This is a genomic window from Gilliamella sp. A7 (assembly GCF_002142015.1).
Classification (GTDB): domain Bacteria; phylum Pseudomonadota; class Gammaproteobacteria; order Enterobacterales; family Orbaceae; genus Gilliamella; species Gilliamella apis_A.
Window position 1 is genome coordinate 16,048 of sequence record NZ_NASN01000017.1, and the last position, 22,251, is coordinate 38,298.

General features: G+C 32.2%; 21 protein-coding genes. 7 read left to right on the forward strand and 14 right to left on the reverse strand.

Annotated features, from left to right (window positions below; all coding sequences use genetic code 11):
* Nucleotides 1–72: 72 nt before the first annotated feature.
* From B6D18_RS06190 to rlmC, 3 genes are read right to left on the reverse strand one after another with little or no spacing between them, the layout of a single operon-like run.
* On the reverse strand, nucleotides 73–597 hold the full coding sequence (locus B6D18_RS06190) for a HugZ family protein (RefSeq protein ID WP_086363646.1): 525 nt from the start codon (nucleotides 595–597) through the stop codon (nucleotides 73–75).
* A 51-nt stretch (nucleotides 598–648) separates the two neighbouring features.
* A complete protein-coding gene (locus tag B6D18_RS06195) occupies nucleotides 649–1,218 on the reverse strand; it encodes an ATP-binding cassette domain-containing protein (RefSeq protein WP_086363647.1) in 570 nt (189 codons plus the stop codon).
* Nucleotides 1,164–2,321, reverse strand: coding sequence for a 23S rRNA (uracil(747)-C(5))-methyltransferase RlmC (gene rlmC, locus B6D18_RS06200; protein WP_086363648.1), 1,158 nt, complete (start codon nucleotides 2,319–2,321; stop codon nucleotides 1,164–1,166). The genes B6D18_RS06195 and rlmC overlap by 55 nt, the downstream gene beginning before the upstream one ends.
* A 214-nt stretch (nucleotides 2,322–2,535) precedes the next feature.
* Here rlmC and map point away from each other — a divergent pair, with 214 nt between their 5' ends.
* Nucleotides 2,536–3,324 (forward strand): type I methionyl aminopeptidase, encoded by a 789-nt coding sequence (gene map / locus B6D18_RS06205; protein WP_065578734.1) that lies wholly within the window; start codon nucleotides 2,536–2,538, stop codon nucleotides 3,322–3,324.
* A gap of 199 nt (nucleotides 3,325–3,523) precedes the next feature.
* Here map and B6D18_RS06210 read toward each other — a convergent pair whose 3' ends face one another.
* Nucleotides 3,524–4,393 (reverse strand): co-chaperone YbbN, encoded by an 870-nt coding sequence (locus B6D18_RS06210; protein WP_086363649.1) that lies wholly within the window; start codon nucleotides 4,391–4,393, stop codon nucleotides 3,524–3,526.
* A 28-nt stretch (nucleotides 4,394–4,421) separates the two neighbouring features.
* Nucleotides 4,422–5,192 (reverse strand): SDR family oxidoreductase, encoded by a 771-nt coding sequence (locus B6D18_RS06215; RefSeq protein WP_086363650.1) that lies wholly within the window; start codon nucleotides 5,190–5,192, stop codon nucleotides 4,422–4,424.
* A gap of 99 nt (nucleotides 5,193–5,291) precedes the next feature.
* Between B6D18_RS06215 and B6D18_RS06220 the strand changes: the two genes are divergently transcribed.
* Nucleotides 5,292–5,984, forward strand: coding sequence for a 5'-methylthioadenosine/adenosylhomocysteine nucleosidase (locus tag B6D18_RS06220; protein WP_086363651.1), 693 nt, complete (start codon nucleotides 5,292–5,294; stop codon nucleotides 5,982–5,984).
* 71 nt (nucleotides 5,985–6,055) lie between these two features.
* Here the strand turns inward: B6D18_RS06220 and rnd are convergent, their stop codons facing one another.
* A complete protein-coding gene (gene rnd, locus B6D18_RS06225) occupies nucleotides 6,056–7,144 on the reverse strand; it encodes a ribonuclease D (protein WP_086363652.1) in 1,089 nt (362 codons plus the stop codon).
* A gap of 24 nt (nucleotides 7,145–7,168) precedes the next feature.
* On the reverse strand, nucleotides 7,169–8,323 hold the full coding sequence (locus tag B6D18_RS06230) for a metallophosphoesterase (protein WP_086363653.1): 1,155 nt from the start codon (nucleotides 8,321–8,323) through the stop codon (nucleotides 7,169–7,171).
* Nucleotides 8,324–8,355: 32 nt separating this feature from the next.
* On the opposite strand from B6D18_RS06230, the gene cmoA reads away from it, so the two are divergent.
* Entirely contained in the window at nucleotides 8,356–9,126 is a 771-nt protein-coding gene (gene cmoA / locus B6D18_RS06235) for a carboxy-S-adenosyl-L-methionine synthase CmoA (protein ID WP_086363654.1), read from the forward strand.
* A gap of 35 nt (nucleotides 9,127–9,161) precedes the next feature.
* The gene (gene cmoB / locus B6D18_RS06240) at nucleotides 9,162–10,130 is read left to right on the forward strand and encodes a tRNA 5-methoxyuridine(34)/uridine 5-oxyacetic acid(34) synthase CmoB (RefSeq protein ID WP_086363655.1); all 969 of its coding nucleotides are present in this window, start codon (nucleotides 9,162–9,164) and stop codon (nucleotides 10,128–10,130) included.
* Nucleotides 10,131–10,261: 131 nt separating this feature from the next.
* Here the strand turns inward: cmoB and B6D18_RS06245 are convergent, their stop codons facing one another.
* The 5 genes from B6D18_RS06245 to dsdC form a co-directional block, all read right to left on the reverse strand.
* Nucleotides 10,262–11,161: an endonuclease/exonuclease/phosphatase family protein gene (locus tag B6D18_RS06245; protein ID WP_086363656.1), complete on the reverse strand. Its 900-nt coding sequence runs from the start codon at nucleotides 11,159–11,161 to the stop codon at nucleotides 10,262–10,264.
* 241 nt (nucleotides 11,162–11,402) lie between these two features.
* On the reverse strand, nucleotides 11,403–12,329 hold the full coding sequence (locus tag B6D18_RS06250) for a hypothetical protein (protein ID WP_086363657.1): 927 nt from the start codon (nucleotides 12,327–12,329) through the stop codon (nucleotides 11,403–11,405).
* A 160-nt stretch (nucleotides 12,330–12,489) separates the two neighbouring features.
* Nucleotides 12,490–13,425, reverse strand: coding sequence for a hypothetical protein (locus tag B6D18_RS06255; RefSeq protein ID WP_086363658.1), 936 nt, complete (start codon nucleotides 13,423–13,425; stop codon nucleotides 12,490–12,492).
* 247 nt (nucleotides 13,426–13,672) lie between these two features.
* Nucleotides 13,673–14,497 carry a MetQ/NlpA family ABC transporter substrate-binding protein gene (locus B6D18_RS06260; protein ID WP_086363659.1) on the reverse strand — a complete coding sequence of 275 codons (825 nt, stop codon included), beginning with the start codon at nucleotides 14,495–14,497 and terminating at the stop codon, nucleotides 13,673–13,675.
* A 162-nt stretch (nucleotides 14,498–14,659) separates the two neighbouring features.
* Nucleotides 14,660–15,622, reverse strand: coding sequence for a DNA-binding transcriptional regulator DsdC (dsdC, locus tag B6D18_RS06265; protein WP_086363660.1), 963 nt, complete (start codon nucleotides 15,620–15,622; stop codon nucleotides 14,660–14,662).
* A 214-nt stretch (nucleotides 15,623–15,836) separates the two neighbouring features.
* On the opposite strand from dsdC, the gene dsdX reads away from it, so the two are divergent.
* Together dsdX and B6D18_RS06275 are read left to right on the forward strand one after the other, a co-directional pair.
* A complete protein-coding gene (gene dsdX / locus B6D18_RS06270; RefSeq protein WP_086363661.1) occupies nucleotides 15,837–17,174 on the forward strand; it encodes a D-serine transporter DsdX in 1,338 nt (445 codons plus the stop codon).
* 19 nt (nucleotides 17,175–17,193) lie between these two features.
* Nucleotides 17,194–18,525: a D-serine ammonia-lyase gene (locus B6D18_RS06275; RefSeq protein WP_086363662.1), complete on the forward strand. Its 1,332-nt coding sequence runs from the start codon at nucleotides 17,194–17,196 to the stop codon at nucleotides 18,523–18,525.
* A gap of 66 nt (nucleotides 18,526–18,591) precedes the next feature.
* On the opposite strand, the gene B6D18_RS06280 is transcribed toward B6D18_RS06275, so the two are convergent.
* Nucleotides 18,592–19,554 carry an aldo/keto reductase gene (locus B6D18_RS06280; RefSeq protein WP_086363663.1) on the reverse strand — a complete coding sequence of 321 codons (963 nt, stop codon included), beginning with the start codon at nucleotides 19,552–19,554 and terminating at the stop codon, nucleotides 18,592–18,594.
* A gap of 161 nt (nucleotides 19,555–19,715) precedes the next feature.
* Between B6D18_RS06280 and B6D18_RS06285 the strand changes: the two genes are divergently transcribed.
* Nucleotides 19,716–20,597, forward strand: coding sequence for a LysR family transcriptional regulator (locus B6D18_RS06285; RefSeq protein WP_086363664.1), 882 nt, complete (start codon nucleotides 19,716–19,718; stop codon nucleotides 20,595–20,597).
* A 365-nt stretch (nucleotides 20,598–20,962) separates the two neighbouring features.
* Here the strand turns inward: B6D18_RS06285 and B6D18_RS06290 are convergent, their stop codons facing one another.
* A complete protein-coding gene (locus B6D18_RS06290; protein WP_086363665.1) occupies nucleotides 20,963–21,754 on the reverse strand; it encodes a phosphatase PAP2 family protein in 792 nt (263 codons plus the stop codon).
* Nucleotides 21,755–22,251: the final 497 nt, after the last annotated feature.

Below are 22,251 nucleotides of genomic sequence, written 5' to 3' on the forward strand. Positions count from 1 at the left end.
TGGCGTGATGAAAAAGCCATTACTGAGTTAATAAATAATGGCAATAAAATAAACTATACTTAGATAATGATCTTAATTAGTAGATTGTTGTTTTTGCTTAGCGACATAATCTTCATCTACTGGTGTTACCGTTTTATTTTGTGGATCGATAATATAGGTTTTACCAAAACCAACTACTAATCTACCCTCTTTCGGGGTTAATTTGAATAAATTAAAATCATTCATTTCAGCTAACATATAAACCATTTTGCTCACTTTTTTAGCTAGCAGATCGACAACAGAATCAAACTGTTCAGATCCTCTTTCGACAATAGTTGCCGAAGCATGGAAAGACAATCTTCTACGAGCATAAATATTCTTAGTATTAGATTCATCATCGATAATTAAAAAAGATATGTTTGAATTAGCTTTGATATTTTTACTATGTGGTGCTAAGTCTGAAATTAAGATGTAATAGTCATTACCGTCAAAGAAATAAGGTGAATAACTTGTATCAACCTCTCCTATTTCGGTGATTGTTGACAGTATGATAGTTTGCATTGTTTCATGTAAATCATCTATGGTTTTTTGCACCACATCATTTTTAGACTCAGCCATGATTACTCCTTGATTTGTTTTAATTTTTAGTTAAATAATCTGTTTTTAACATCACGATAAATTTAATTGATAACACTTATTAAAGTAGTCCGATATATCACTATGAGAAATTATAATAAAACTACTTCTCGGTAAGTTAGTTTGTAACAATTTTAACAATTGCTTTTCGGCTACTTTATCTAAAGCATTGGTGGTTTCATCCATAAAAATCCAATCCGGTTTATGCATTAAAATTCTCGCAATAACTAAACGTTGTTTTTCGCCACCAGAAAGTGTATTTAAATTATCATTAAGTAAATTTTTATCAATATTTTCAGAAGAAAAACCCACATCAAACAGTAGTTGTTTAATAACAGTAAGATCCTTCTCAAACAATGGTTCTGGATAACTTACTGCATGAGCCAATCCTCCCATAGGAAAGTAAGCATTTTGTGATAAAAAAAGTTTCTTAAATTTAGGAACCTTGACCACTCCATCATAATATGGATAAAGACCAGATATTATTTTAAAAAGTGTTGATTTACCTATACCCGATTTGCCTGATAAAACAACTGATTCTCCTTTTATTAGTAATGATTTATCTGATTTTTTTCTAATAAAACTAATACTTCCATATGAGATGTATGAGGGAACATATCAAACAATTGTACTTTGGTCATTTGGTAATTAGTCAACAATTGTAGATCTTGTGCTAATGATGACAAATTACAACTTGAATATAAAATATAGTTAGGTTGTATATTTTCCAAGTATTCGACCAGTTCTCTACCTGCCCCTCGTCTTGGTGGATTAAGTAAAACTAAATCAGGTGTCTGGTCTTGATGCGTTGCATATTTAGTGGCATCTAATGATTGAAAATTAAGTTTGTCATAACCTAGTTGTTTAGCAGATTTCGATGCGCATTCAATAGCATCAGAACTAATTTCAATTCCTGTTAATTGAATATTATCCTTATTGGCATGACGAACACAATGCAAACCAAATCCACCCACACCACAAAAGAGATCCCATATAGAATTTACATCTAAATTAGCCAGCCAATCACTTGCCGTTTTATATAGTTTTTCAGCAATATAGCTATTTGTTTGAAAGAAGCTTTTTGATTTTATATAAAGTGGTATGCTATTTAACCTAAATTCTAGAAAAGGATTATCTGTTAAAATTAACTCTTCATTACCTTCTAATATAGCGGCATGATTAGGTTGAATATTAATCGATACGACTTGTAGATTATTTATCTTATCAAGTAAATTTTGCAAACTATTGCTTATCTTGTCGACAAATTTATGAGATTTTAACACAAATCGCAGCATAAAGTGGCTTTTATCATCGATAACACTTTCGGTAATAATGACAAATTTTAGCTCCCCTTTCCGCTTATTAATATTATAAGGAACCAATCCTTGTTTACGGATATAGGTGCGAACCATTTTTAGAATACTTTGCATATTTACGCTATAAAGCGGACAATCACACAGATCAATGATCTGGTTATCATTTTGAATACCTAATATAGGTTTTTCAACCGTACCTAACACCGCCATTTTAGCTTTATTGCGAAAACCTAGCTCAGGACTAGCAGAAGGATCTTTAACTTCTTTAGGATTAAACTTTGCTAAAGTTTTAATTAATTGGTTTTGCTTTTCATTTAGTTGAGACTTATATGGTTGATTTATTTTGTGACAAGACAAACATTTATTTTCTTGATAATAGCTACATTGCATTTTATGAAAACCTTTTTTTATAATGCATTATTATATAATTAAATGGTTTTAAGCTGTATTAGTTTTCTTTTTTTATGTCCAAAAACCCCTTTCCTCAAAATTTTTTAACAAAAATTTAAAATTTAATCGTTATACTTGATTTATCAATAGCTATGATTTGACGAAATAGCGGTATATGATAGGATATTGCCATGCAAATTATAGGAACCCATTAATGTCTATTAAGTTAAAAACCCCCGCTGAAATCGAAAAAATGCGTATTGCTGGTAAATTAGCAGCAGAAGTTTTAGAAATGATTGAACCTTATGTAAAACCTGGTATTAGCACTGGTGAACTAGATCAGATCTGTTATGAACACATTGTTAATGTGCAAAAGGCTATTCCTGCCAACATTGGTTATCATGGTTTTCAGCATACCAGCTGCATTTCAATTAACGATGTCGTATGTCATGGTATTCCAAGTTTTGATAAAAAGTTAAAAGATGGTGATATTCTTAATATTGATGTGACGGTAATTAAAGATGGTTTTCATGGTGATACCTCAAAAATGTACATTGCAGGAAAACCAACTGTTGCCGGAGAAAAACTATGTCAAGTCACACAAGAGAGTTTATACGAAGCCATTAAAATCATTAAACCGGGGATCAGATTAAAAGAAATCGGTAAAGCGATTCAAAAATATGTTGATAAATTTGGATTTTCTTCTGTTCGTGAATATTGCGGTCATGGTATAGGTGAAGTATATCATGATGAGCCACAAGTTTTACATTATGATGCTGATGATGGCGGTGTGATCCTGAAACCAGGTATGACCTTTACTATTGAACCAATGGTAAATACTGGGGATTGGCGTACTCGTACTATGAAAGATGGTTGGACAGTTAAAACCAAAGATCATGGATTGTCAGCCCAATATGAGCACACGATCTTAGTTACAGATAATGGTGTGGAAGTTCTAACCCTTCGTAGTAATGAAAACTTTCCTCGCGTTATCGAACATTAAATAAAAAAGATTCAACAATGCTCTATTGTTGAATCTCTTAATTCAATATAGCTTAACCTAACTATCTAGAATTCAATTTTGTCGCGATTTTTTTAATTCATTAACTTTACTGCGAAATATGTTTTTAGGTTGTTATACCCGTTCATCCAGTGAATCATAAAAAGCGTCCAAAATTCTTCAAGTTTTGGTTTTAGCAATTTTAATATAATAACGTATAAAGCTTACGGCGATAGCTACCCGCAAGTGCATTATTGGTTCCTAAAGCTGCTAACAGATCTAGTAAAGTTTTCTTCACCTGCCCTTCGCCAGCATTCAGATCTTTTGTTAAAGGTTTAAACAACAGTTCTAATGCTTCTTCGTGCCGACCAACCTGCATTAATTGCGATGAAAGTTGAATCATTAACTCAACATTATCTGGCTGTTTAGCTAATTCAGCTTGTAATTGTTGTAATTCAGGTGAATTCGCTGCTTGTTCGAGTAACTCAATTTCGGCTTGTAAACCGTGATAGGCTGAATCCTGATCTTGTAATGGAATAGTTGCCAAAACCTCTTTGGCTTCAGCTAGTTGTTTTTGTTCAATTTGGCTTTTCGCTAACATTAACGCAATATCTGATCTTGGTTTACCTAAATGATCTTTAAGTACAGTCCAAGTTTGTTTTAATAAAGGTAATGCTTGCGCATATTGGCCTTCATTAAATAATTGCTCCGCTTCAATAAGTTTCAATTCGTCTTCATTGGGTAAAATTTTATCTAAAAAAGTTTTGATAGTTTCTTCATTTTGTGGACCTTGAAAACCATCAACAGGTTGACCATTTTGAAACATATAAACGGTGGGAATTGCTCTAAGCCCAAATTGAGCAGCTAACATTTGTTGTTCATCACAATTTACGCTAGCAAGAATGAATTGTCCGTGATGTTGTGTTGCTAATTTGGTTAACGTATCTGTCATTTCTTGATAATTAGGACTTCTTGGTGACCAAAAATAGAATAACACTGGATTACTAGTTGATTTTTCAATAATTTCTTGAATATTCTGTTCATTAACATCAAAAATAAATTGATTTGACATAATCTATCCTATAAATATGTTTAACTGATTATTTATTTTGTAAAATTTTATCCATTAATCTATCTGGAAGCAAACGTTTAGCTATTGCCGCCAATTTAGTTACTTTTGTTACCCTGTAACGTATTTTCGGTTTGTTATGCTCTAATGCATGATACAGATAGGGTAATATCGCTTCAGGAGCTAACGTAAAGCGCTTGGCAATAGGTGGATTTTTTACTATGTTTTCTTTTTCGGTCTGATTTACATTATTTGAAAAATAGGTTTTCAATGGACCTGGTTCGATTAAACAAACTTTAATATTGGTGTTAGCTAACTCTAAACGCAGTACATCAGACCATGCTTCTAAAGCGTATTTGCTGGCAGAATATGCACCTCTACCTGGTGTTGCGACTATGCCAACAATCGAGCTAGTTTGTATTATTCGACCTTCATTTTGTTCAATCATTGCCGGTAATAATAATTGGGTCAATTGATGAACACCAAAAAAGTTAGTAGAAAACTGTGATTCTAATTGTGATCGACTAATAGTATTTAAACGGCCATAAACGCCAAATCCAGCATTGTTAAATAATGCATATAATTTACCTTCACACAAGGTTAATACTTGTTGTGCAGCTTGATTAATTGAATTGGCATCGTCTAAGTCTAACAAAACGGTTTCAAAACCTTGCTCAATTAATTTTTGTTGGTCTGCTATTTTGCGACATGAAGCAATGACACGATAACCTCGTTTTTTCAACGCGATAGCTGAAATCAATCCAATACCGCTTGAACAACCTGTTATAAAAATTGTACGCAAATTTTATCTCCGTTATATTCATTTATTGTCAAGTTAACTTACAGCAATTATGATAGCACATTTAAAATAAATATACGGTTAATAAGCCAAGAGGACCATATGAAAATTGCTATTATCGCTGCTATGGAAGAAGAAGTAGCCATACTAAAGAGTAAAATTACCGATTATCAATTAGAGCGTCATTTAGGATGTGATTTTCATATTGGTAAAATAGCCAATTGTGAAATTGTATTATTACAATCAGGCATAGGTAAAGTTGCTGCTGCTTCAGGAACAACATTATTATTAAATAATTATCAAGTTGATGCAGTTATTAATACCGGTTCAGCGGGTGGGCTGTCTACGAAACTGAATATCGGTGATATTATTGTATCAAAAGATGTATTTTATCATGATGTTGATTTAACCGCCTTTGGATATAAACCAGGTCAAATGTCAGGTTGCCCTGTTTCGTTTGCTGCTGATGTTAATTATCAATCATTAGCTAAACAATGTATAAAAAAACATGGGGTCAATGCTGTTGATGGCTCAATTGGCAGTGGTGATGCCTTTATCAATGGTAAAAACAATTTAGAACGGATTAAAGAAACTTTTCCTAATGCTATCGCCGTTGAAATGGAAGCTGCCGCTATTGGCCATGTTTGTTGGTTATTTAAAGTACCTTTTGTGGTGGTGAGAGCAATTTCTGATAATGGAGATAATGAATCGGCAGTTGATTTCCAATCATTTTTAAAACTTGCTGCAGCCCAATCATCAAAAATTGTTGAATCGATGCTAAGTGAACTAGCTTAATATAGAGATTGGTGTCAGTGTAATTTGACACCATTTAACTAAAATTTTGTCATTCTTCCATTATGATTTAATCAATTAGGTAAGTCATATTGTTCAAATAATGGTTTACGCCATCCTGACAGAATTTCTGGAATTTCACCTTTTCTATCATTATGCCATTTTACATACTGATTGATTAATCGTCTTGAAAGTATTAATTCGCTGTTAAGTCCTGTTTGTGATGCTATTTTTTCAGCGATTTGTTTCAATAAATCAACAATGTTTTTATAATTTGGATAACTATTAATACGTTGAATTGTCGGAATAATAGGTATAGGTTGAAGCAATATATCCAAAATTGTTTGACCATATGAACGGATATCTTTACCTTTCATACCCAATTTATCAAGTTCTGCTAAGGAGGTTGGTTGATAACGGGCAATTTTCCATAAAATCTCTTCGTGCACCACAAAATTCAACGCGATATCGTGAGTTTTGGCAAATTGATAGCGCCAGCAAGCAAGTTTAGCTAATTGCCCTAAACTATCCCCTTTCAATTGCCAGCTATTTTTAATATTTAAGTACGCCTTTTGAGGATCAAATGCTCCACCTTTACGTGCAATTGCACTTTGACACTCTTGATAAGCAGCCGCTAAATAATCAATCGATATAAGCTGGGATTTTAAACTATCCATTAATGGAAACAGATATAAAACATCATTAATAGCATAATCACACTGTTTTTCTGTCAAAGGACGTTTCAACCAATCAGTTCGTGTTTCGCTTTTATCTAACTCAACGCCAAGATATTTATTAACTAAACTGGCATAACCACTGCTAATGGGATTATCCAAAAAAGAAGCTAAAATTTGGCTATCTATTACTGGAGAAGGAACGCAATTAAATGCATGAAGAAACACTTCAATATCTTCGCTGCAGGAGTGAAAATATTTTTCAATATTCGGATTGGTTAAAATCGCTAAGAATTCCTGCCAATCGTTAATATTAAGGGGATCAATTAAGGCGGCATGTTTACCATCAAAAACCTGTAATAGCCCTAAATGAGGATAAAATGTTCTAGTTCGTACAAATTCAGTATCCAATGCTATAGCACTACTATTCTTAATCTTTTGACAGTAATTGGATAATTCTTCATTACTAATAATAAATTGATAATTCAAAATACGCTTCCTATTTAAGATAATTTATTGAATGGTAGTTTTGTTGACAAAAGATACATCGATTACAACAATTTCAGAGCGAGTCATCAATCGAATTGGCGGGCCACCAAATCCGTAACCACTATTGACTATACTAGTGAAATGATGATCAGCATCGTGATAAATACCATTGGCATTTTTGTACATCATCGCCACCAATATATTGATAGGAAAGATTTGACCACCATGAGTATGTCCAGATAACATTAAATCTACTTGTTGTTCTGCAACGTCTTTAATATCTCGTGGTTGGTGATCTAGTAAAATTATTGGTTTATCAGTATCAGAAAACATAATTAAATCGGATAGTGAGGCACGCTTAACATCATATTTATATGATGAAAAGTCATCACGTCCTATCAATGTTATACCAACCTCATCAAGATAAACAATATCATCTCTTAATACTTTTAAATGCGCCTGTTTGAATGCATTAATGATATCTTCTTCACGATTATCATCATCATGGGTACCTAAATATTCATGATTGCCAAAAATAATATAATTACCGTATTTCGACTTTAATTGCTGAAACTGCTCAATAAATCCTTTTTCGACGAAAGGTTTTAGTCGTTTATCTAGTGTATCACCAGTTATCACAATAAAATCAGGCTTTAAGCTATTCACCTTGTCAATCATGTTTTGAATCATTCTTGCAGAGGTATGTTCATTAATATGAATATCAGAAAGTTGCACGATTCTTAGATGATTAACGTTGGCTGATTTATTAATTACAACCTGATAATCAACTATTTTAGGATTTATCGCCATTTCATGGCCAAAACAAAACAAAGCCACAACCGCAATAATAAAACTGATTTTATGCCAATGATTGGGTTTAATTTGCTTTTTGCAAAACCGATAAACAATTTCAAAAATGAGTGTTATAAAAACACTACAGATCATCAAACCAGCAATCGTTAACAGGAACAGATGTAATCCCGAGGTTAAAATATCATTTAATACTCTAGCAAGAATTAACGATGCACTGGTCAAGCTGACAATCAGCCAATAAATAATTCGACCATAACCGCTTAACTCAAGGTTTAACCAAAACTGCCAGCGTTTTCCTAATAAAAATGTGACCGAAATAGTGATAATAATCGTTGCAAAAATGGCTATAAAATCGACAAAAGTCATAATTACTCGAACAATCGAACGCAAAAAATGGTATGATAACAGAATTAGATTCTATAGTACCAATAACTTTTATGGATACCAAAAAAGACCAGCTATTTGCAACCCCGATCGATAAATTAGGTGATTGGACGTTTGATGAAAAAGTTGCCGAAGTTTTCCCAGATATGGTGCAACGCTCAGTACCCGGTTATTCGAATATAATATCAATGATTGGTATGCTAGCTGACCGATTTGTACAACCTAACTCTATGATTTATGATTTAGGCTGCTCGTTAGGTGCTGCCACTCTCGCCATTCGTCGTAATATCAAACACGAAAACTGTCACATTATCGCTATTGATAACTCATTACCTATGGTAGAACGATGCAAAAAACATATTGATGCCTATAAATCAAATACGCCTGTCGATGTTATATGTGAAGATATTTGTAATGTAAATATGCAAAATGCATCAATGGTAGTTCTTAATTTTACCTTGCAATTTTTAACCCCCGAAAATCGACAACGGGTTTTAAATAATATTTATCAAGCTTTGCGACCAAATGGCATATTAGTCTTATCGGAAAAGTTTAGTTTTAGTGATGTAACTGTCGACGAATTATTATTTAACATGCATCATGATTTCAAAAGAGCCAATGGCTATAGTGAACTGGAAATAAGCCAAAAACGTAATATGCTAGAAAATGTTATGCTTACAGACACCGTTGCAACCCATAAACAACGACTGATAACAGCAGGATTTGAGCATGTTGACACCTGGTTTCAATGCTTTAATTTTGGCTCAATTATTGCTATCAAATAACCTCTAGATTTTATTCAATTATAAAGGAAAAAAGAATGATTGATTTTGGTGATTTTTACCAAATTATCGCAAAAAATAAGCTTAAAAATTGGCTTGAAGTATTACCTGCGCAATTGTCTAATTGGCAAAAACAAAATTTAGATAACCGTTTTAGTCAATGGATAAATAGTATTAAACACTTGCCAGCAATCACCCCTTTTCAAGTTGATCTATTACGTAGCGTAACCGCAAAAACAGCGCAACCATTATCTTGTGGCGAACAGCAACGTATCACACAATTATTAAAAACTATGATGCCATGGCGTAAAGGCCCTTTTCATCTTTATGGCGTTGATATTGATACTGAATGGCGTTCCGATTGGAAATGGCAAAGATTGATTAATCACATCGATAATTTAGAAGGTAAAACAGTTCTCGATGTTGGTTGTAATAGTGGTTATCATTTATGGCGAATGATTGGTGCAGGAGCCAAACTTGCTGTTGGTATTGACCCAATGGCTCTTTATCTATGTCAATTTGAAGCAATAAGAAAACTATTAGGCAATGATCAGCGAGCTCACTTACTTCCATTAGGCATTGAGGAATTACCAAAATTAAACGCATTTGATACGGTTTTTTCAATGGGAGTATTATATCATCGTCGCTCACCGCTTGATCATCTTTATCAATTGAAAGATCAATTAGTTGATGGTGGCGAATTAGTACTCGAAACATTGGTTATTGAGGGAACCGAACATCAAGCATTAATGCCTGGTGAACGTTATGCTCAAATGCGAAATGTCTATTTTATTCCATCAGTACCAACCATGATAAATTGGTTACATAAATGTGGTTTTAAAGATATAAAAATGGTTGATATATCCAAAACCAGTTTGGATGAACAACGCAAAACACAATGGATGGAATCAGATTCATTAGCGGAATTTTTAGATCCGAACGATTTATCCAAAACAGTAGAAGGTTACCCTGCGCCAATGCGAGCAGTGTTTGTTGCAAGAAAATAATTTTTTAATATTGTTTTGATTGAAAATAACGGTTATTTTCTAGTCTTTTAAAATAGATAAACACAATAAAAAAACGGGCTTTTGCCCGTTTAATCTATCAATATATTTTATATAAATAAGTTCGATTAATATTAATTATTTTTTATGATCATCTGAACAGGATAATGATCGGAGTATTTATCCGTAAAATCATCTTTTATAACTTGAACATCAATGACATTATTTTTAAGTGGTGGTGAAACATAGATATAATCATAACGTAATGGAACTGATGCTTGATCATAAAATACTTTAGTTGGTGCAGTTGCAATAAATTCTTTATGTTTAATTTTTAATGCATCAATAAAACCAGCATTCAGAAGATTTTGTTGTACAGTATAACTTAGTTTACCATCAACCAGATTTTCTAAAATTGGTCTTTTCTTTTGCTTTTCTTTAATATCCTCTAAAAGGGTACTTTTATCATAGTCAGATTTATCTGCTGGTGAAAACGAGTTCAAATCCCCGGCAATTATCCATTTCCCTTTAGGATCACGACTATATTTGATTGAATCGATAATTAAATTAATCTCATCAATTCGTTTAGCCGTCCAAAATGGATTCATATGCGTAACGACAAAATGATAATTTCCAATGTCTGCATAAAGTGCCCCATGCCACAAATTATCAACTACTTTATTAACATTAATTATTGGATACTTCGAAGTAATAGCTACAGGGAAAAAAGCAGCATCTTCTGGCGATTCTTTTAGAAGAATCGCATATTTATGGCCATAACTAGCTGCAAATTTTTCAAGTTTTTCACGAGTAAAAAAATTCATTTCTTGCCAAGCAATGATATCGGCATCTTGTGCTTTCGCCCACTCAATATATTTCTGTTTACCTTCACTCTCATCTAACTTCATACCATTATAAACATTATAACTAATGATTTTTAATTGTTTAGCATCCTCAAGTGAGGCAAAGGCGCTAGAGGTACTAAGGATAATCCCACTAATCAATGCGACAATTTTTAACTTAGTTTTATTCATAAGATATTCCTTTCTATTATTAATATCACATTAATACTATATCGATTTAAACTTAACCAAAGTTTTTTTTCTAATTTATGTGAGATATATCAATAAAATCATTTGAAAACTATACTAATTAGTCTCTGTCAACTCGGAAAATTTTTATCTAAGAATTTTTTTTACTCATCAAAAAAAAGCACCTAATTGTTCAATTAGGTGCCTCATATAATATATTATTTACCAATTAATATATGGTCAATTATTCAGTAATAAAAAAGTTTATTTGATCTGTATCTGTTAATGCTGACTCTATCTCTCTTGTAGCATACATATATGTGTGTTTTGGATCTATGTCTCCAACACATCTTTTCATAATATCGTGTTTTGTTCTGAAAGTTTTATCGGATTTTATTTGAGTATATAATTTAGTCAAATCATCTCCCTTCAAGACTGAAAGGTTGTTCCAATCAGCTAAATGTTGTTTTACAAATTCTCGTCCCTCATCACATTTAATTTTATCTAAATTAATATTGGGAACAATATATTTAGTTAAATCAGCATATTTCTTCGGTTGGTTTGGAAATTGCATTGTCTTAAGATCTTCTTCAGATTCAGCTAGATAATCAATAAAATCAGCTTCACGATACAATTTATCCTTCTTAGTAATACCTTTACTTCTTATTTCATCTGGTAACTTATCATTTATTCCATAATCCCATGCACTATCATATTTACGATCATTTCTTTCAATAAATACATCATTAATAATTTTAATTGGAAGTTCTATCTCATGAGGTTCACCATTGATAGTCACTTCGAATGTTTTAAGATGCGCTTTGATTCTACTTTCGTAATTTTCTTGGCTATTGGTATAATATGTTCGATACAGATAATAGTTAGATTGGGTTGGATTGATAAATCCAGTATTATTAACTATTGCGGGTTTAGCTAAAAAATTTAATGATTGACCATTATAGGTTAATTGATGTTTACCATATTCAAATTCATATTTAACGCTTGATTTGGCAGGAATAACTAATTCATTACCATCAATTGCTATTTTAATTTCTTTGTCTGTTGGATTATCTATCAAACGATTTATAGAGTTTCCTGTAGTGCTTGATTCAAAGCAACCAACCAAAGAGATACTACATACTAATAGCAGAGAATATTTAAATCTTTTCATAACATCCATTCATTTATTTATTTAATTTATATCGAAAGAGTTCAAATTTTAACATAAAAAAAATGATGTTGTTAATAGAAAAATTAAAAGGCACTAAACCTAATTATAAGATTTAGTGCCTTTTATTTTTTATAATTTGATCTTTAAAAGATTTTCAGATTTATTTGATTACAAAAAAGTATATATCACGTCCTTTAGTTAATGCTTCATCTAAAGGCCTAATAGCTTTGGAATAAGTTTGTTCAGGATCTTTTTCGTTAGGACAAAGTTTTTTAGAATCAAGTAAGGCATGCATGCCATCATATCCCCCTAATCCTTCATACTTACTTGCAAAATCACTTCCTGTTAAATTAAAAAGTTGTTGCCATTTATCTAATGTATCCTGCAAATATTTTTTACCTTCATTACATGTAATACTTTCTAAATCAAGTTTCGGGAATACATACTGATTAATTTCAGACAATTTTTTAGGTTTATTAGGAAAACTAACTTCATCTTCCTCTTCTAACCAATCTTCTTTTAAAAACTTCAAATATTCACTTTCACGATACATTTTAATTTTACGAGATTGATAGGATTGATTTTTATTAAGTTTTTCAGTGATTTCGTCTGGAATATTTTCATCGATAGAGTAATCCCATCTATTATCTCGATCTTCAATAAAAAAATCGTTAACCACTTTCACAGGAAGAGCAATCTCTACTTGCTCACCATCTAAGATAACATCAACTTTATTAAGTGATTTCTGAAATAATTTGTTATACGTTTCATCATTTGTGTTGTCAGTTGCATAGATAAAAGTATGTAACATATAGTTGCTTTGGGTTGGATTAATAATGCCTGTACCATCAAATTTTACAGGTTTTACCACAATGTCAAACGACTCATTATTATAAGCTAAATTATGTTTACCATATTCAAAAGTATAGTTAATATTTGAGTTAGCGGGAATGACAACATCTTTACCGTCAATTACTAACTTAATTTCATTGGCAGTAGGATTATCAATTAAACGAACTTGAGAGGTTGGACCATTAAAACAGCTACAAAGCGTTATGCTACAAGCTAATATAAGAGAATATTTTATTTTTTTCATCACATTTAACTACTTTTTTATATAAATTTCACATCAAAGTGCATAAATATTAACACAACGAATTTTAGAGTAAATCATCAAAATCTAAAACTCTTTATTAAGAAATACTAAAATCAAATCAAACCTTTGATGCTATAATAACCTACACAATAAATTTATTTTAATTATTTATAAATATGCAATGTTATGTACAACAACATAAACTATCCTAATTTATTACTAGAATAGTTTATAGATAATTGTTTGCTTATTGTTGTGGCCAGATAAAACGACCTTTCGCATCAGAATCTTCACTAATAAATTTTTTAAGTGCATCTGATTGGTAAAGTTGTTTTATCTCTTGAGCCCATTTACTGTTCAAATTTTCTTTTTTTACAACCACCATTAATTCTAGATTAGGTGTTAACTTTTCTTGCACTAAAACATTATCAGCTGGAACTTTACTTAACCAAGCAACCCCTCCTGGCATGATTGCATAATCAACCTCATTAAGAATTCTTGGAATTAATTCCGATAATACTGATTTGAATTTCAAATTATATCTATTGTCAGCAATATCATTTAAATCTAATGTTCCTGATTTACTCTCAGGTTTTAAAGTAATCCAATTTAAGCTTTGCAAGAATAATAATGATCTTGCCTTATTTGAAGGGTCATTAGGAATGACAATTGTTTGGCCATTAGCAATTTCATCTATAGAATCATGCAATTGAGAAAAAAGCGCAGCAGAAATAGAAGGAATATGGACTAAAGAAACAAGATCACTTTTAGTTTCTTTATTATATACATCAAGATAAGCTTGATGCTGGGCTGCATTTAGATCAATACTGCCTTCAACTATAGCGGTATTTGAGTCTCTTAGCGAACTAAAATTGACCAGTTTGACTTTATACCCCTTTTGCTCTAAAGCTGGCTTAATGACTTTTTCCATCATTATATTGTGCATACTTGGCGGTAAACCAACAACGATCTCTTTTTTGTCTTGCTGACTTTCTTTGGCTGATTCTGACTTATTGTCACAGCCAATCAGAGTCAAACCCAACAGCAGAATTAAGTAAATATATTTTTTCATTATCACTCCCTATTTCAATCAGTAAGTTAATCTAATTGAACAACTAATTCTATTATTTAGAGATAACATTATAGATAGTGATTAACTATTGGGATAATACGAAAAAATTATATCTATATTCATAATAGATATATACAATTACTCTTTATTTTTCACTAATTTTTAGATAACATTTTCAACCGGCTGCTCAACCAGATTTTCTTTTAACCATCTAACAAAAGCCTTCACTTTTGGATTGCGATGCCTAGTAGCAGAGACTACATAGTAACGCTGTTTGCATGTTAAAGCCATATTTGGAAATGGTGTGATTAACTCACCTGACGCAATATATTTGTTAATTATGTTTTTTCTTCCCATTGCGATACCCGAATGATTAATTGCCGCGACGATAGCTAAATCGGATCGATCAAATAACATCGTCGGCAAATCTTCAAAATCAATATCTAGATTAAAGTGCTTGCCCCAAGATTGCCATTCATCGAAGTTAGAATCATATCGCCACGCTTGATTGTCGTGTAATATTAGACAATGTTTTAGATTTTCAACACATTCATTAAGTTGATACTGTTCAGCATATGAGGGACTACATATCGGCACAATTGTTTCACTCATTATATGAGAAACATCCAAATCTTCATGTTGCAAATCATCATAATAAATTGCTAAATCAACACAGTGCCGATTAAAATTAACTACCCCATTGCCGGTTAAAATATTCAAGGTAATATAAGGATGTTTTTTGTTAAATTCAGATATTCTCGGTACAAGCCATTCTTTTGCAAAGGAAGGACGCGAATAAATGGTTAGTTGTCCCATCAATTCTTGACTCTTTATTTCAAATATTTCTCTATTTAGTATCGCCAAAGATTTTTTTAAAATATTAAATAAATTCTTACCATTTTGAGTTAACTCAATCCGGCGATGAAACCGGTTAAATAACTTAAAATTTAATTCTTCTTCAAGTTTATTAATTTGATGACTAACGGCACTTGGGGTAATACATAACTCTTCGGCTGCACGCATAAAAGAACAATAACGTGCAGCAGCTTCAAAAGTGTGAAATTTTGCTAATTGATATCCTGATACCAATCGATTAGTGGTAATAAAACGATCATCATCCAACATTGCACATCCTTACTTACCTAATTTTTTTAACATTTAACTAAAAATGACAACTCAAATACAATTAATTAAATTAATAACTACTACTTTCTTACAGCATAATGCTTATTCAACCGAGTATTACTCATGTGAAGATGATTAATTATCATTTGTCAGTTATCTCCCCATAAAATCTAATACGCGCTCATTTTTACTTTCATTGAAATAGGAAAACATTATGGATTCACAGATTTGGGAGTTAGGTGTTTTAATTTCAAGTATTTTATTAATTGTAATAAGTATAATCAAATTTAAACTTCATCCATTTTTAGCTTTATTATTATCCAGCTTTTATGTTGGTGTATTGATGAAAATGAAGCCATTAAATATGATTGCTTCTATTGAAGATGGTATTGGTGGTACACTCGGTTTTTTAGCTGCAGTAATTGGTTTAGGTACTATTCTAGGAAAAATGATAGAAATATCAGGTGCAGCTGAACGCATCGGTATTACTTTACAAAAATGCCGCTGGTTATCACCTGATGTTATTATGGTATTGATTGGCATGATTTGCGGTATAACGTTATTTGTTGAGGTCGGTGTTGTACTCTTGATACCATTAGTCTTTTCAATTGCTAAAAAAACCAAAATGTCATTGTTAATGTTAGCGATTCCATTGTGTACTGCACTTATGACGGTTCATTGTATTGTTCCACCTCACCCAGCTGCACTGTATGTGACTAATGCTTTAGGCGTTGATATTGGTAGTGTAATTTTATATGGATTAATTATTGGAATAATTGCATCAATAGCTGGAGGTCCTATTTTTTTAAGAATGATTAAAAAAAGAATTCCATTTAAAGCAGTACCGGACCAATTTTTCGATTTAAAAATAAGAACTGAAGAAGAATTGCCTTCATTAGCTGCGACATTGTTTACCGTATTATTACCCGTTTTTCTCATGTTGATAAAAACAACTGCTGAGTTAAACATGGATAAAAACACGTCAATTTATACTGTTTTAGAATTTATCGGCAATCCTATTACTGCTATGTTTATAGCGGCATTTGTTGCCTATTATATGCTAGGTCTAAGACGTGACATGAAAATAAATGACCTACTCAATAAAACTGAAGATTGCTTTTCATCAATTGGCAATATTTTATTAATTATCGGCGCTGGCGGTGCATTTAATGGTATTTTAAAAGCAAGTGGCTTGAGCAATAGTTTAGCAAGTATTTTATCTCATTTAGATATGCATCCAATTTTATTGGCATGGCTAATAGCAATAATTTTGCATGCAGCCATAGGTTCAGCAACAGTTGCAATGATGGGTGCCACAGCAATCGTATCACCGATGCTGGTCCTTTATCCTGATATCAGTCCGGAAATCATTACATTAGCTATAGGTTCAGGAGCTATTGGTTGTACCATAGTTACTGATTCATTATTTTGGCTTGTTAAGCAATATTGTGGTGCAACTATGAGCGAAATTTTAAAATACTACACCACTGCAACATTCATTGCCTCAGTAGTGGCATTAATGGTTACTTTTTTATTATCTAATTTTATTTAGATATCTTTCAAGGAGCGATATGAATCAAACAGAGATACAAACACTTATAGCCGATAAACCATTAATAGAAAAATTAATTCAGCTTCAACCATGCAGTTGGTTTAATCCTAATATAACTACTTTAGCAATAGGTCTTCCTTACGTTGGGCTTGATCAAACGGATATAAAAAAAGCAAGCGAACGTTTAAAACGTTTTGCACCTTATTTAGCATTAGCTTTCCCTGAAACTGCGACAACCAAGGGCATTATTGAATCACAGTTAGTTGAAATTACTAATATGAAAACAGCTCTTGAAGCTAGATATAATGTTGATATCGCAGGTCAGCTTTATTTAAAAAAAGATAGTCATTTACCAATTTCTGGTTCAATTAAAGCTCGAGGCGGTATTTATGAAGTCTTAACTCACGCTGAAAAACTAGCCATTGAAAATGAACTATTATCAGAACAAGATGATTACGGCAAATTATATTCTGATAAATTTAAACAGTTTTTTAGTCAATATCGTATTGTGGTAGGATCAACTGGTAACCTTGGTTTATCAATTGGCATAATGAGCGCTAAACTCGGGTTTCAAGTTAGCGTACATATGTCGGCAGATGCCCGAGAATGGAAAAAAAAGAAATTACGAGATCATGGTGTTAATGTTATTGAATATGAACAAGACTATGGTGTTGCCGTTGAACAAGGCCGTAAAGCAGCAGAATCTGATCCAAAATGTTTCTTCATCGACGATGAAAATTCTACTACCCTATTTTTAGGCTATTCAGTCGCAGGTGAACGCACGAAACAACAACTCAATGAGTTGGGAATTAAAGTTGATAAAGATCATCCTCTTTTTGTCTATTTACCATGTGGTGTAGGTGGTGGCCCTGGCGGTGTTGCTTTTGGTTTAAAAATGGCATTCGGTGATAATGTACATTGTATTTTTGCTGAACCGACCCATTCACCGTGTATGTTACTAGGGGTTTATACTGGTTTACATGACAAAATTTCGGTACAAGAGATCGGCATTGATAATATTACCGCCGCAGATGGTTTAGCTGTTGGTCGGCCTTCTGGATTTGTTGGACGAGCGATGCAACGTCTGTTAGATGGATATTATACCTTGTCGGATCAGGATATGTATGATTTGTTAGCGTTACTGGATAAAACCGAAAACATGCAACTTGAACCTTCTGCCCTAGCTGGTATGCAAGGTCCCGTCATTGTTACTAATAATTCTAAATATTTAGAACGTATGCAATTTACGCCTCAGCAATTACAAAATGCGACTCATTTAGTCTGGGCAACTGGCGGCGGAATGGTACCGAAAGAAGAGATGCAAAAATATTTAAATTTAGGAAAAATTTAGTGACTGTTACTGACAAATATGCCAAGGATATTTGTCAGTAAATTTAATCTTGTTGATTGCAACAAATCAAAGTGCACCGACAATACGATGAGGCAAGTAAAGTTCTTCAAGATAAGCAATATCATCCTTATTTAATGAAACCTTTAATGCCCCTACCGAATCATCCAAATATTGAATTTTAGTTGCCCCAATGATTGGTGAAGCAACGCCTTTAGCAAATTGCCATGCAAGAGCAACTTGAGTCATGGTTACAGCATATTTTTGCGCAATTTCATTAACTCTTTTTACTATATTCATGTCGATTTGTTGGGTACTATCGTATTTAGCAACAGCAGTCTTATCAGTCTTACTACGTAGTGTATTGGTTTGCCATTCTAATCGAGAGAGTCTACCTGCTGCTAAAGGACTATAAGGGGTTAATGAAACATTGAATTGCTTACAAACGGGAATTAATTCTCTTTCATCTTCACGATATAATAAATTATAGTGATTCTGCATCGAAACAAACGGCGTCCAACCATTTTGTTTAGCGGCTAATTGCATATTATAAAATTGGTAACCATACATCGCAGAAGCACCTAATGCTCGTACTTTGCCACTCTGTACTAAACGATGTAAAGCAGCCATAGTTTCCTCAATTGGTGTACTGTAATCAAAACGATGGATAATATATAAATCAACATAATCGGTACCTAATCGTCTCAGGGACCCGTCAATTTCTCGTTCAATTGCTGTTTTAGATAAATGCCCTTCATTAAAATAGACTTTAGTAGCCAATATTACTTTGTCTCGAGCTATATTTCGTTTAATCGCTCTTCCTACATATTCTTCGCTGGTACCACTAGAGTATGTATTTGCTGTATCAATAAAATTAATTCCTAGATCTAAGGCATGTTTAATAATTGTTTCGCTTTGTTCTGGATTAAGTGTCCAATCATGCATTTTACTAGCTGGATCGCCAAAACTCATACATCCTAAACAAAATCGTGAGACTTCAATATCTGAATTACCTAATTTTATATAATCCATACTCTCTCTCCTAAATAGCTAATAATAGATTGAATAATTTAATAAATTGTTAAAAATTCAATTTTAATTATGATTATTTTATCGTTAACTTTTATTGAGATAAACGTATTATTCATTTATAGTATCATGAATTAAATTCATTAATTTTCTATTTATATCCGATGTATAACTATAATGAACTAAACTATTTTATTACTATAGCTAAAGCAAAAAGCTTTGTTGGTGCAGCTAAATCTTTAGGTGTTTCGTCATCAGCACTCAGTCATAGCATGCGAAACTTAGAAACACGTTTGAGTTTACGGCTATTTAATCGCACGACTCGAAGCCTATCATTGACAGAGGCTGGTGAACAACTTTATAAACAAATAGCTCCTTTATATCGACAAATCAATGAAGAAGTAGCCGCTCTTGGGGATTACCTTGATACTCCATCGGGTACCATTAGAATTAATGCATCGAATATTGCTATTGAAAATTTTATATACCCTAAATTAAGTCAATTCTCACTACGCTATCCACAAATTAAAATTGAAATTCAATGTGACAATAACTTAGTCGATATTGTCAAACAAGGTTTCGATATGGGCTGCCGAATCGGCAATGATTTGGCAAAAGAGATGATAGCCCTAAAAATATCAGATCCTTTGCGAATGACTTTAGTAGCTAGTCCTGATTATTTGCGTCAGAGAACAAAACCAAAACAGATAAATGATTTAGATCAACATTTATTAATTGGCAAAAAAGTTTCAACCCAATATGGAATGGAATCGATATGGGAGTTTTTCGATAAAGGTAATATTATTCAATATCACCCTATTTCTCACTTCACAATCAATAATCATTTAAGAAAACAAGCTACTCTTGATGGTTTAGGTATTAGTTGGATTGGTTATCCGGATGTAAAAAATGAATTAGCATCAGGACAACTTATAGAATTATTACCTGAATATTCAATCACATATGAACCTTTTTATATTTATTATCCAAGTCGCAAGGGGCACTCAAATGTATTTAGATTAGTATTAGAAGCACTAAAAAACTAATTTATTATCAATTAATTGGTAAACGAAGATGACACAAAATATTAATATTAAAATCTGCAAACAATTTTATACTTAGTATTCGTAGAGTAATATTCTAAGATAAACCCCGGTTATACTATAAAACTAAAATCTTTTTAATGTTAAGAAAATATTATCTTTGCTGATATTACCTAATGTTATCTTACTTTTACTATTTTATTGAATGGTTTTGATATGGTAGCACTTTAATAACATATTAATAAATTCATTGTGCGGTTCTAAACGAGCATTAAGTGTAAATTAGATAGCATTTAAAAATCATAATAGCTCTCCCCTAAGCCCTTTATAAACTAAGTTATTTATAAACTAAGGGGAGATAGAACCAATTATTTTAATAGACTATATTGCTGATTAACTTCTTCTGTAGCTTTGCGCAGATCTTCTTGAAATTTTGGAATAGATTGCAACTTTGAGTATTCTACAGCACCAACTATTCGACCAGCGTTGACATCTGTTTGCCAATTAGCACCGCAAATTACTCTACTTTGACCAAAATCATAACCTCGTTTTATTATCGCTTCTGCATGAGAAGGAACAATTTGAGCTAAAACTAATGCTAGTGTCCAACCATATGCGGCATGACCAGATGGGAAAGATCCATTTTGTCGTAATCGATCTTCTTCATCAGTAGGTTGACAAGAATAATTACCAAAATAGACAAACGGACGTTTTCTCATATAAAACTCTTTGGCCGTTTTAGTGGCATTATCCGCTGAATCAACTAATAGATCGCCAAGCATTTTATACAAAGTAGGCGTAGTTTCCGGTGAAATCGTAATACCGAGCGGTTGGGAAAAAATTTTAGCCACATTAGCAATATGTAAATCAGCATCCTGTATTGCTTGTTGCCAATGCTCGGTATCTTTAAGGTTATAACCATATAAATAAGGAATTTTATCTGCTTCAAATTCAGGTGTCCCGTCATCAGGATAAATAGGTAAATATTCTTTACTACTTACTGCTTGTTCGTTTGTGTGATAAGTAATCCCTACTTCATGGCCTAAAAAATCCTCTATTGAATCTTTTTGGAAAGCAAATAACGATGAAGAAAAAAACAAAGAGCAATATAGCGTTGAAATAAAGATAGTTAGTTTTCTGTTCTTAACATTTTTAACCATTATTTACTCCTATTACTCGGTTGATTGATTTAAAAACAACTAATTAAATTAATGGAGCGAAGAAAAAACTTTGTAGATAAAAAGTGACTATCCTAAAGAAATGTGAAACGATAAATCTTTCAAGAATATAGAACAATAGATAACTGTAGATTAGAGAGTAATCTTACCATCAATAATGATGGTAAGTTTTTTATCTTAATTTCAAATAATTTTAAGTGATTTTTAATATTTTTCAATTGCCGATTGAATCAATTTTCTTAAACCTCATATTCCATATTTATAATACTCAGCTAACACAAAATACATTATTTAAAAGTCTTAGCGCTGTTAAATTGACTAGAGCTTAATATTAAATTTAAATGCTTTACAATTATATTTATTGCTCAAGATTTAACGAAATAACTTATAAAAGTTGCTACTCGAAATCATTTAAACAAATATTGATTAGTTTTGCATACGCATTAGGACAAAATAAACTAATCAATAATAAATGAATA